11 protein-coding genes and 1 pseudogene are annotated in these 11,547 nt (G+C 67.9%); 6 read left to right on the forward strand and 6 right to left on the reverse strand.

What is annotated here, in order from left to right; all coding sequences use genetic code 11:
• Window positions 1-10: 10 nt before the first annotated feature.
• From pth to ACSJJU_RS02140, 3 genes and pseudogenes are all read left to right on the forward strand, one after another.
• Window positions 11-571, forward strand: a pseudogene (pth, locus tag ACSJJU_RS02130) (aminoacyl-tRNA hydrolase); the annotation flags it as partial.
• Window positions 572-868: 297 nt separating this feature from the next.
• Window positions 869-1,966: a redox-regulated ATPase YchF gene (gene ychF, locus ACSJJU_RS02135; RefSeq protein ID WP_435913508.1), complete on the forward strand. Its 1,098-nt coding sequence runs from the start codon at window positions 869-871 to the stop codon at window positions 1,964-1,966.
• A gap of 7 nt (window positions 1,967-1,973) precedes the next feature.
• A complete protein-coding gene (locus ACSJJU_RS02140; RefSeq protein WP_435913509.1) occupies window positions 1,974-2,420 on the forward strand; it encodes a MaoC family dehydratase in 447 nt (148 codons plus the stop codon).
• Between the two features lie 243 nt (window positions 2,421-2,663).
• Here the strand turns inward: ACSJJU_RS02140 and ACSJJU_RS02145 are convergent, their stop codons facing one another.
• From ACSJJU_RS02145 to petA, 5 genes are all read right to left on the reverse strand, one after another.
• A complete protein-coding gene (locus ACSJJU_RS02145; protein WP_435913510.1) occupies window positions 2,664-3,206 on the reverse strand; it encodes an adenine phosphoribosyltransferase in 543 nt (180 codons plus the stop codon).
• Window positions 3,203-4,096, reverse strand: coding sequence for an S-methyl-5'-thioadenosine phosphorylase (locus ACSJJU_RS02150; RefSeq protein WP_435913511.1), 894 nt, complete (start codon window positions 4,094-4,096; stop codon window positions 3,203-3,205). The genes ACSJJU_RS02145 and ACSJJU_RS02150 overlap by 4 nt, the downstream gene beginning before the upstream one ends.
• A 162-nt stretch (window positions 4,097-4,258) precedes the next feature.
• Entirely contained in the window at window positions 4,259-5,074 is an 816-nt protein-coding gene (locus ACSJJU_RS02155) for a cytochrome c1 (RefSeq protein ID WP_435913512.1), read from the reverse strand.
• Between the two features lie 14 nt (window positions 5,075-5,088).
• Entirely contained in the window at window positions 5,089-6,360 is a 1,272-nt protein-coding gene (locus ACSJJU_RS02160) for a cytochrome b (protein WP_435913513.1), read from the reverse strand.
• 8 nt (window positions 6,361-6,368) lie between these two features.
• Complete coding sequence (gene petA / locus ACSJJU_RS02165) at window positions 6,369-6,938, reverse strand: ubiquinol-cytochrome c reductase iron-sulfur subunit (RefSeq protein ID WP_435913515.1); 570 nt, start codon at window positions 6,936-6,938, stop codon at window positions 6,369-6,371.
• A gap of 218 nt (window positions 6,939-7,156) precedes the next feature.
• Here petA and ACSJJU_RS02170 point away from each other — a divergent pair, with 218 nt between their 5' ends.
• Genes ACSJJU_RS02170 through hemF form a run of 3 tightly spaced genes read left to right on the forward strand, consistent with a single transcriptional unit; the run spans window position 7,157 to window position 9,587 of the window.
• Window positions 7,157-8,251, forward strand: coding sequence for an SMP-30/gluconolactonase/LRE family protein (locus ACSJJU_RS02170; RefSeq protein WP_435913516.1), 1,095 nt, complete (start codon window positions 7,157-7,159; stop codon window positions 8,249-8,251).
• Between the two features lie 11 nt (window positions 8,252-8,262).
• Window positions 8,263-8,718, forward strand: a complete 456-nt coding sequence (locus ACSJJU_RS02175; RefSeq protein WP_435913517.1) for a tRNA (cytidine(34)-2'-O)-methyltransferase — start codon at window positions 8,263-8,265, stop codon at window positions 8,716-8,718.
• The gene (gene hemF, locus ACSJJU_RS02180; RefSeq protein ID WP_435913518.1) at window positions 8,718-9,587 is read left to right on the forward strand and encodes an oxygen-dependent coproporphyrinogen oxidase; all 870 of its coding nucleotides are present in this window, start codon (window positions 8,718-8,720) and stop codon (window positions 9,585-9,587) included. The genes ACSJJU_RS02175 and hemF overlap by 1 nt, the downstream gene beginning before the upstream one ends.
• A gap of 425 nt (window positions 9,588-10,012) precedes the next feature.
• Here hemF and ftsZ read toward each other — a convergent pair whose 3' ends face one another.
• On the reverse strand, window positions 10,013-11,536 hold the full coding sequence (gene ftsZ / locus ACSJJU_RS02185) for a cell division protein FtsZ (RefSeq protein WP_435913520.1): 1,524 nt from the start codon (window positions 11,534-11,536) through the stop codon (window positions 10,013-10,015).
• Between the last annotated feature and the right edge of the window lie 11 nt (window positions 11,537-11,547).

Consider the following 11,547-nt stretch of genomic DNA (forward strand, 5'->3'; position numbering starts at 1 on the left):
GGACAAGGCCATGCAGCTCTTTGTCGGCCTGGGCAATCCGGGCAGCCAGTACGCAGGCAACCGCCACAACATCGGCTTCATGGCGGTTGACCGCATCGCCGAGGTGTACGGCTTCGGCCCGTGGCGCAGCCGCTTCAAGGGGCTGACGGCGGAGGGCGTCATCAACGGCGAGAAGGTGCTGCTGCTCAAGCCCCAGACCTACATGAACCTCTCGGGCGAGTCCGTTGCGGAGGCCATGCGGTTCTACAAGCTGCCGCTGGAGGCCCTGCTGGTCTTCCATGACGAGCTGGACGTGGCCCCCGGCAAGCTCAAGATGAAGGTGGGCGGCGGCGCGGCCGGCCACAACGGCCTGCGCTCCATCGACTCCCACCTCGGCCCCGACTACCGCCGCGCCCGGCTCGGCATCGGCCACCCCGGCTCGAAGGAGCGGGTGCACGGCTGGGTGCTGGGCGACTTCGCCAAGGCGGACCAGCCCTGGCTCGAGGCCTTTCTCGACGCCATCGCCAGGGAGGCCGGCTGGCTGGCCAAGGGCAACGACGCCCGCTTCGCCTCCAGCGTTGCCCAGCGGCTGACCCCGCCGCGCCCGAAGAAGGACAAGGCGGCGGAAGACAAGAGCGCAGGCGAGGCCGGGGCCGCCTCCCCTGCCGCCTCGGCCGGGCCCGCCGCACCGGCGACGCGGGTCATCTCCGCCTCCCCCCGCCCGGCGGCGGCGCTGGAGGCGCCCAGCAACGCGACGCGGGTCATGCCGACCCTGCAGTCGCTCTTCGACAAATTCAGCAAGAAGCGCTAAGAAGCGCCCCGAATATTCGGTCCGGCGGGCCGCCACACGGCCTCGGCCCGGACGCCAGTATGCGAGACAAGGATCACCATGGGTTTTCAATGCGGCATCGTCGGGCTGCCCAACGTCGGCAAGTCCACCCTGTTCAACGCGCTGACCGAGACCGCTGCGGCGGCCTCCGCCAACTATCCCTTCTGCACCATCGAGCCCAACGTGGGCCAGGTGCCGGTGCCGGACAAGCGGCTGAACCAGATCGCGGAGCTGGCCAAGTCCCAGCGCATCGTTGAAACCCAGCTGGCCTTCGTCGACATCGCCGGTCTGGTGCGCGGCGCGTCCAAGGGCGAAGGCCTTGGCAACCAGTTCCTCGGCAACATCCGCGAGGTGGATGCCATCATCCACGTGCTGCGCTGCTTCGAGGGCGACATCACCCACGTCGAGGGCCGGGTCGATCCCATCGCCGACGCCGAGACGGTGGAAACCGAGCTGATGCTGGCGGACCTGGACAGCCTGGAGCGCCGCCTCGTCGCCATTTCCAAGAAGGCCAAGGGCGGCGACAAGGAAGCCAAGGTGCAGGAGGCGGTGTTCACGCCCGTCCTCGAGCTGCTGCGCGACGGCAAGCCCGCCCGCCTCTTCACGCCGAAGGACGATGAGGAAGCCCGGGTGTTCAAGCAGGCCCAGCTGCTCACCTCCAAGCCCGTGCTCTATGTGTGCAACGTGGACGAGGGCAGCGCCGCCACCGGCAACGCCTTCTCGCAGCGCGTGGCCGAGAAAGCCGCCGCCGAGGGCGCGTTCAGCGTGGTCATCTCTGCCGCCATCGAGGCGGAGATCGCCCAGATGGACCCGGCCGACCGCCCGGCGTTCCTCGCCGATCTGGGCCTGGAGGAGACCGGCCTCGCCCGCGTGATCCGCGCCGGCTATGGCCTGCTCAACCTCATCACCTTCTTCACCGTCGGCCCCAAGGAAGCCCGCGCCTGGACCGTGCGCAAGGGCGCGAAGGCACCGGAGGCCGCGGGCGTCATCCACTCCGACTTCGAGCGCGGCTTCATCCGCGCCGAGACCATCGCCTACGACGACTACATCAAGTTCGGCGGGGAAGTCGGCGCCAAGGAAGCAGGCCGCATGCGTCTTGAAGGAAAGGACTATGTCGTTCAGGATGGCGACATCATGCTCTTCCGCTTCAACACGTGAGACCTGAGTGAAGTACTTCGAAGACTTCAATGTTGGCGACGAGGTGCGCTTCGGCCGTTACGAGGTGACGGCCGAAGAGATCATCGACTTCGCCCGCCGGTACGATCCCCAGCCGTTTCACATCGACCCCGAGGCAGCCAAACAGTCCCTGTTCGGCACCCTCTGCGCCAGCGGCTGGCACACCTGCGCCATGACCATGCGGATGCTGGTGCAGTGGATGCAGGAAAGCGGCCAGACCAGCGAGGGCTCGCCCGGCATCGAACAGCTGCGCTGGCTGCGCCCGGTGGTGCCCGGCGACGTGCTCAGCATGCGCGTCAAGGTGGTGGGGGCGCGCCTGTCCGGCAGCCGCCCGGGCTACGGCCTTGTCACGTTCGAACAGCAGACCGTGGACGCAGCCGGCAAGCCGGTCATGACCATGACCTCCACGGTGTTCTTCAGACAGCGCCCGGTCTGACACACACGCGCGGGTGAAGCGGTGTTTTTCATGCAGGAGGGGCTTGCCCCTCCTGCACCTCCCGTTCGTCTATCGGCCGCATCCGGCAGGCACGGAGGCTTTCTCCCGGACAGCCGGGAGGAAGGACAGGCACGGCCCTTCAAACCCTCGCCAGCGCGCAGGCCCTGTGCCCGGCGCATGTCCCTGTAAAGGCAAGGGAGGTTGCCAGGAGGGTCCGAGACCCTCCTGCAAGAAACCAAGAACCTACGCACCCGGGAACGCGATCAGCGTCGCGACCGGCACGCCGGCCTCCCGCAGCCGCTGGCTGCCGCCCAGATCCGGCAGGTCCACCACGAACGCGCTGGCGGCCACGTCCACGCCGACGGTGCGGAACAGCTCGACCGCCGCGAGGGCGGTGCCGCCCGTTGCGATCAGGTCGTCGATGAGGATCACCTTCTCGCCCGGCCGCATGGCATCCACGTGGATTTCCACCCGGTCCGTGCCGTATTCCAGTTCGTAATCCCGCCCCACGGTCTCGAACGGCAGCTTGCCGCGCTTGCGCACCGGCACGAAGCCCAGCCCCAGCGCGGCCGCGACCGCGCCGCCGATGATAAACCCGCGCGCCTCGATGCCCGCGACCTTGTGCCCGCCCACGTCCCGCAGCCGGTCCGCCAGCCGCCGCACGCATTCGCCAAGGCCGTAGGAGTCGCCCAGCAACGTGGTGATGTCTCGGAACTGCACGCCCGGCAGCGGGTGGTTGGGGATGGTGCGGATCAGCCGCTTCAGGTCCTCGTTCGGTTCGATCATCGCCCTTCTCCCATGACGCGCCCGGCGATGGACCTGAGGCGCGTCTGCGCCTCCTCCGGCCAGTTCGTCCCTGGCGTGATGATGGCGTGCTCCAGCGCGCGGTCGCAACCGGAGGGGCAGGCCCCGGCGGGCGGGGCCAGCCGGGCCGCCACTTGCGCCACAAGCTGCTGGGCCTGCGCCGCGTTGGAGGTCAGCACCCGGACCACGTCACTCACCTCGACCGCCGCATGGTGTTCGTGCCAGCTGTCGAAGTCCGTCACCATGGCAACGCTCTGGTAGCAGATCTCGGCCTCCCGGGCGAGGTAGGCCTCCGGCAGGTTGGTCATGCCGATCACGTCCGCGCCCCAGGAGCGGTAGAGGCGGCTCTCGGCGCGGGTGGAGAACTGCGGCCCCTCGATGCACAGGTAGGTGCCGCCCCTCTGGTGCGGGATGCCGAGCGCCGTGCAGGCCTCGGCCGCTGCCTGCCCCAGCCGGCCGCAGGACGGCTCCGCCATCGACACGTGGGCGACCACGCCGTCCTCGAAGAAGGTGCGCGCCCGCCCCTGGGTGCGGTCGATGTACTGGTCGACGATGACGAACGTCCCCGGCGGCAGGTGCTCGCGGAAGGAGCCGCAGGCGGAGATGGAGAGGATTTCCGTCACGCCCAGCGTCTTGAGCGCGGCGATGTTGGCCCGGTGGGTCAGCTCGTGCGGGGCGATGCTGTGGTTCCGGCCGTGGCGGGGCAGGAACACCACCTCCCGGCCGGCCAGCCGCCCGGTCAGCAGGTCGTCCGAAGGCCGCCCCCAGGGCGTCTCCACGGCCTGCCAGCGGGCCTCCTCCAGGGCTGCCATGCGATAGAGCCCGCTGCCGCCGATGATGCCCAGCCGGCCCTCAGACGCCGTCTCCGCCATAGGGGTCACGCCTTTCGTGTTCTGCCACCGTATCGGCCGCAAAGGGACACGAGGAGCGCGGCCAAGGCAAGCCCCGGAAGATTCGGCGGCGTAAAAAAAACAAGGGCCGGAGCAGTGCCCCGGCCCTTGCCGTGTTCGGATCAGGCAAGCCTGACGTCAGTCTCAGCCTTCGTGCGGCTTCGGACCCTTCACGCCCGCCCAGATCTTCTTGTAGCTGATGACGCTGAGCACCAGCAGGATCGCCAGGAAGGCGATGGTGCCCACGCCGGCGCGCTTGCGGTTCTCCAGCTTGGGCTCGGCGGCCCAGGCCAGGAACGCGGTCACGTCCTTGGCCATCTGGTCGACGGTCGCCGGCGTGCCATCCTCGTAGGTGACCTGGTCGTCGGACAGCGGCTTGGGCATGCCGATGACGGTACCCGGGAAGTACGGGTTGAAGTGGCCGCCCTCCGGCAGCTGGAAGCCGGCCGGAGCGTCCTCGTATCCGGTCAGGATCGAGTAGATGTAGGCCTCGTGACCCTCGCGCGCCTTCACGATCAGCGACAGATCCGGCGGGATCTTGCCGCCGTTGGCGGCCGAGGCCGCAACGCTGTTGGCATACGGGCTCGGGAACTTGTCCGACGGGATCGCCGGGCGGGTGGTGTCCTCGCCGGTCTTCTCGTCGATGGCCGGAACTTCATAGGCCTTGGCGATCGCCTTGATCTCGGCCTCGTTGTAGCCGAGGTCTTCCAGCGTGCGGAAGGCCACCAGGTTCAGGCTGTGGCAAGCGGCGCAGACTTCCTTGTAGACCTGGAAGCCGCGCTGCAACTGCGCCCGGTCGTACTGGCCGAAGATGCCCTGATGGGCGAAGTGCACTTCCTTGTGCTCCTTCTGCAGGGCCTTGATCGGGTCCGGCTGCGGCGTCTCACGCGGAGTGAAAGCGCCAACCAGAAGGGCAAGCGAGAAGACCGCGCCCACACCGAAGGATACGAAACGGATCATTACGCAGGCCCCCCTTACTCGGCCGGCTGGGCGACGGTTTCGCCCGGCAGAACTGGATCCGCGATGCTGCGCGGCAGCGGCTTGGGCGTTTCAAGACGCGCGACCATCGGCACCAGGATCAGGAAGTGGATGAAGTAGTAGGCAGCAGCGAACTGGCTGATGCGGACGAACGGTTCCTCGGCCGGAGCCTGACCGCAGTAGCCCAGCAGCAGCACGTCAGCCACCAGCACCCAGAACAGCTGCCGGTAGACCGGGCGGAAACGGGCCGAACGGACCGGCGACGAATCGAGCCACGGCAGGAAGAGGAGCAGCAGGATCGAGGTGAACATCGCCAGCACGCCCCACAGCTTGGCCGGGATGCCGAAGAAGTCGACCGTGAAGGCGCGCAGGATCGCGTAGAACGGCCAGAAGTACCATTCAGGCACGATGTGCGCCGGGGTCGCGAGCGGGTTGGCCGGGATGTAGTTGTCCGGGTGGCCCAGCGCGTTCGGCATGAAGAACACGAAGGCGGAGAACACGATCAGCGCGACAACGACGCCGACCAGATCCTTGATCGTGTAGTAGGGGTGGAACGGCACGGTGTCCTGCGGGCCCTTCACGTCGATGCCCAGCGGGTTGTTCGAACCCGGGATGTGCAGCGCCCAGATGTGCAGGATCACAACGCCGGCGATGACGAACGGCAGCAGGTAGTGCAGCGAGAAGAACTTGTTCAGCGCCGGGTTGCCCACGAACGGAGCGCCCAGCAGCAGGGTCTGGATCGGCTCGCCCACCACCGGCAGGGCGGTGAACAGGCCGGTGATCACCTGCGCGCCCCAGAAGGACATCTGGCCCCACGGCAGCACGTAGCCCATGAAGGCGGTGGCCATCATGAGGAGGAAGATCACGACGCCGAGAATCCACAGCATCTCGCGCGGCGCCTTGTAGGAACCGTAGTAGAGGCCGCGGAAGATGTGGACGTAGACCACGATGAAGAAGAACGACGCGCCGTTGGCGTGCATGTAGCGGATCAGCCAACCGAAGTTGACGTCGCGCATGATGCGCTCGACCGACGCGAAGGCCACGGTCTCGTTGGCCGCATAGTGCATGGCCAGCACGATGCCGGTGACGATCTGGATGACCATGAACACCAGCGCCAGCGAACCGAAGTTCCACCAGTAGTTCAGGTTCTTCGGAGCCTCGTAGGAGCCCCCGTGCTCATAGATCAGCCGCGGAAGCGGCAGGCGGCTGTCGAACCACTTCTCCAGCGCGGTCTTGGGTTCGTATGGCTTGGCCCAATGAAACGACATGTCTTACCTCACCCGATCACAATGGAGGTCGGCGTCTTGAAGGCGTACTGGGGCACTTCAAGGTTTTTCGGCGCCGGGCCTTTGCGGATACGTCCCGAAGCATCGTAGTGCGAACCATGGCACGGGCAGAAGTAGCCGCCGTACTCACCCTTCGGCTCGCCCTGGGCGGCGCCCAGCGGCACGCAACCGAGGTGGGTGCAGACGCCAAGGGTGACCAGCCAGTTGTCGTGGCCTTCCTTGACGCGGTCCTGGTCGGTCTGCGGGTCGCGCAGCTCGGAGACGTTGACGGCGCGCTCCTTGGCGACCTCGGCCTCCGTGCGGTTGCGGATGAAGACCGGCTTGCCCTGCCACATGACCTTGATCGCCTGGCCGACCTGAATCGGCGCCAGGTCAACCTCGACCGTCGAGAGCGCGCGGGTGTCCGCGGCGGGATTCATTTGAGAAATGAACGGCCAAGCCGCCATGACGGCGCCGCCCGTCACGAAGGCACCGGTGGCGATGTGGATGAAGTCGCGGCGGCGAACGCCCTCCTCCGTCGTCCCTGGCTGAGCGGCGGCTGGTGTTTCGGCTGTAGCCATATCTGTCGTGGTCCCTGATGCAACTACGACCGACAGCCCCGATAGCCGCCGGTCCAAAAGCCCATTGGGAGGCCCCCATGCCCCCAATATGCCGGGTTCCATAATAACCCTGACAGTATGGTGCAATGGGCAATTTGGACGCATTGCCCCCTGCACGGTTCGAAAGAATGGTTTAAGGCGTTGTTTCAAGACGAAGATCGGACAGGAAAGACACGCATATGCGCGGCCAAAAGCGGGGACTCAGGATGGTGGCGATCCTCGCCATGCTGGCGGTCACGGCCGCGATCGCCTTCCTGCTGCCGCTGACCGGCTGGCTTGAGCCGCTGGAGCCCCGCACGCCCGGGCAGTGCGTGCGCCTGGCCGGGCCCGTCGGCGCGGAGGACTTCGCGGTGGACTGGGAGCGCCGGCGCGCCTACGTGTCGAGCGCCGACCGCCACGCGGTCGAGACCGGCGGGCGGCCCCGGGGCGACATCTTCCTCCTCGACTTCAGCACGGACACACCGTCTCTCACGCCGCTGAACGTGGGGCGGGATGAAAACTTTTTCCCGCATGGCCTTGATTTGTTTATCGATTTCACAGGGAATCGCCGCCTGTTCGTCATCGACCACGGCGCGGACGGGCGGGACCATTCGGTCAAGGTGTTCGACATCGGCGAGGACGGCCGCCTCACCCTCGCGCGCACCTTCCGCAGCACGGCGCTGACCTCCCCCAACGATATCGTCGCCGTCTCGTCCGAACAGTTCTACGTGACCAACGACCCCTTCGACGACTCTGCCTGGCGGCGTCTGGCCGCCACCTATCTGGCGCTGCCCCTCAACACGGTCGTCTATCACGACGGCCGCACCACCCGCGTCGCCGCCGATGGCCTGCGGTTTGCCAACGGCATCACCCGCTCGCCGGACGGCCAGTGGCTGCTGGTGGGCGAATCGGTGGGCCGCTCGGTCGCGGTGTACCGCCGCAACCCCTTCACTGGCGAGCTCATCAGGCAGGGCGACATCCCCGTGCCGATGGCGACGGACAATCTGGTGCTCCAGCCGGACGGCACGGTGGTCGCCGCCGGCCATCCGCGCCCGCTCGCCTTCGAGTCCTACGCCCGGGCGCCGGACCAGCGCCGCGCGCCCTCCATGGCGCTGCGGCTGGACCCCGCCGCCCTGCCCTATCCCGCGCCGGAGACGCCCCTGCCCCTGCCCTTCGTGGACGACGGCAGCCTGTTCTCCGCCTCGTCGGTGGCGATGGTGGACCCGCGCGGCCGCCTGTTCGTCGGCTCGGTCTATGAGCGAGGGGTCTTGATGTGCCTGGGGGCAAGCCGCTAGAGGCGCTGGCCATGCGCCTGGCCTTGTTCGAACCCGAGATTCCGCCCAATACCGGCACCATGCTGCGCCTTGGCGCCTGCCTTGGCGTGCCGGTGGACATCATCGAGCCGTGCGGCTTCCCCTTCTCCGACCGCAGCTTCAAGCGGGCGGGGCTGGATTATGTGGACTTCGCCGAGGTGAAGCGGCACATCGAGTTCGCCGCCTTCAACGCCTGGCGTCAGGCGGAGGGGTATCGCCTCGTGCTGGTGGAGACCACCGGGACGCTGCGCCACATCGACTTTGCCTATTCGCCCAAGGATATCATCATGCTCGGCCGCGAGACCTCCGGCACCCCACCCGAGGTGGAAGCGGCCTGCGATGCGGTCGTCCGCATTCCCATGAAACCGGGCTTGCGCTCGCTCAATGTAGCCACTGCCGCCGCCATCGTACTGTCCGAGGCGTTGCGACAAACGGGAGGGTTTCTCTGATGACCGACCAGATGGATGACCGCAAGCAGCAGGCGGCCACGTGGTTCGAGCAGCTTCGCAACCAGATCTGCGCCGCCTTCGAGGCGATCGAGGACGAGCAGACCGACGGGCCGGGCTCGGACCTGCCCCCGGGCCGCTTCGAGCGCAAGGCCTGGGAGCGCACCGACTACACCGGCGCGCCCGGCGGCGGCGGCGTCATGTCCCTCATGAAGGGGCGGGTGTTCGAGAAGGTGGGCGTGAACATCTCCACCGTCGAGGGCACCTTCCCGCCCGAGTTCGCCCGGCAGATCAACGGCGCGGAGGAAGACCCGCGCTTCTTCGCCACCGGCATCAGCCTGGTGGCCCACATGCGCTCGCCGCTGGTGCCCGCCGTGCACATGAACACCCGCTTCCTCGTCACCACCAAATGGTGGTTCGGCGGCGGGGCCGACCTCAACCCGCCCTTCCCCGTGGAGCAGGACACGGCGGACTTCCACGCCGCCTTCAAGGCCGCGTGCGACCGGCACGATCCCGACTACTACCCCCGCTTCAAGAAGTGGTGCGACGAGTACTTCTTCATCCCCCACCGCAACCGGGCGCGGGGCGTGGGCGGCATCTTCTACGACCACCACAACACCGGCGACTGGGAGCGGGACTTCGCCTTCACCCAGGACGTGGGCAAGGCCTTCCTCCACATCTACCCCGAGCTGGTGCGCCGCCACGCGAAGGAGGAATGGACGCCCGAGCAGCGCGAGGAGCAGCTGCGCTACCGGGGCTACTACGCCGAGTTCAACCTGGTCTACGACCGGGGCACCACCTTCGGCCTCAAGACCGGCGGCAATGTGGAAGCCATTCTCATGAGCCTGCCGCCCGAGGCCAAGTGGCCCTGAGCGAGTCCAAGTGGCCCTGAGCAAGTCCAGGTGGCCCTGATTCGGCGGCAGCCCCCGTTCCACATCCCTGATAACGAAACCCCGCAGGTTGACCGCCTGCGGGGTTGTGAAGGATGATCAAACAAGGGCATCCGACGGAGCCCTTACGGTAGCAGCTCCGGCTCCCGGAGCAACGGCACCATGGTCGAATACACCCATGGTCGAATCCCCACGATCGAATACACCGGGGCCCGCCTGATGCGGCACGTTTGATTTCCGCTTGTCTTTCAGTGCCTTGCCGCCCTCTTTTGCGGGCCGGTCTCCGCTTCGCCTGATCCCTTCCGCACGCCACCGCGCATAACCGGCAAACCCCAAAAGAAAAGCCTCCCCCCGGCACGCCGGGGAGAGGCCAGTCTTCGTCGAGATACGAGAAGAAGCGGTGCGGCCTAGTTGGCCTGACGCTTCAGGAAGGTCGGGATTTCCAGCGGGTCATCCCCCTGCCCGCGCTGGTTGCGCGGCTGGGGCGCCGGCTCCTCCGGTTCCTCGACCGGGGTGGAGCGGGTGATGCCCATCATGCGCTCGAACAGGGTCGGGGCGCGCTGGGGCTCCTGGCGGCGGGCCGGGCGCACCGGCTCGGGGTAGACCGGCTGCTTGGCGACCGGCTCGGGCGCCGGCGCGGCCGGGGCCGCCGGAGCGGGACGCGGCGCTTCCACGGTCAGCTCGGCACGAACCGAAGCGGGCGCGGCCGGGGCGGCCGGCGCGGGCGCAACCTCCGGCTCGGTCACCTGGGCGCTGGCGTCGAGCGAGAGAATGTCATCCTCGGCCGGAGCGGCGGGCTCAGCGGCCGGAGCGGCCGGGGCGGCCTGTGCCGGAGCGCTGGCGGCCGGCTTGGCGGCGGCAGCAGCGCCTGCGGCCGGGAAGGAGGACGCCACGGGCGCGAAGCCCATGCCCGGGCGGGCCGCCGCCTGCGGCTGCGGCGCGGCCGTCTGCTGGGTCGCGGGCGCGGCCACGTCGATGCCGGTCGCCACCACCGACACGCGCATGCGGCCGGTCAGGGATTCGTTGAAGGCGGAGCCGACGATGATGTTGGCCTCCGGGTCCACCATCTCGCGGATGTGGTTGGCGGCCTCGTCCACCTCGAACAGGGTGAGGTCATCGCCGCCGGTGATGTTGATGATGACGCCCTTGGCCCCGCGCATCGACACCTCGTCGAGCAGCGGGTTGGCGATGGCGGCCTGGGCGGCCTCGATGGCGCGGCTCGGGCCTTCGGCCTCGCCCGTGCCCATCATGGCCTTGCCCATCTCGCTCATCACGGTGCGGATATCGGCGAAGTCCAGGTTGATGAGGCCCGGCATCACCATCAGGTCGGTGATGGAGCGCACGCCCGCGTGCAGCACCTCGTCGGCCATGAAGAAGGCTTCCTTGAAGGTGGTCTGCGGGTTGGCGATGCGGAACAGGTTCTGATTCGGGATGACGATCAGCGTGTCCACGTGCTTCTGAAGCTCGGCGATGCCTTCCTCCGCCGAGCGCATGCGGCGGGCGCCTTCGAAGCTGAACGGCTTGGTGACGACGCCGACGGTGAGAATGCCCTTCTCGCGGGCCGCGCGGGCCACGATGGGCGCCGCGCCCGTGCCGGTGCCGCCGCCCATGCCGGCGGTGATGAACACCATGTGGGCGCCTTCAAGGGAGGACTCGAGGGTTTCCAGCGTTTCCTCGGCGGCGGCGCGGCCGATCTCCGGGCGCGAGCCGGCGCCCAGGCCCTGGGTGATCTTGAGGCCCAGCTGGATGCGGGTTTCCGCCGGGCTGCTGGCGAGCGCCTGGGCGTCCGTGTTGGCGACGACGAAATCGACGCCCTGCAGGCCGGAATTGATCATGTTGGCGACGGCGTTGCCGCCCGCGCCGCCCACACCGATCACCATGATGCGCGGGGCGAGCTCTGTCAGCTCTGGCCGCTTCAGTTCGATACCCATGCCCTTACCTC

Source organism: Pedomonas sp. V897, from assembly GCF_051304405.1.
Taxonomy (GTDB): domain Bacteria; phylum Pseudomonadota; class Alphaproteobacteria; order Sphingomonadales; family Sphingomonadaceae; genus Pedomonas.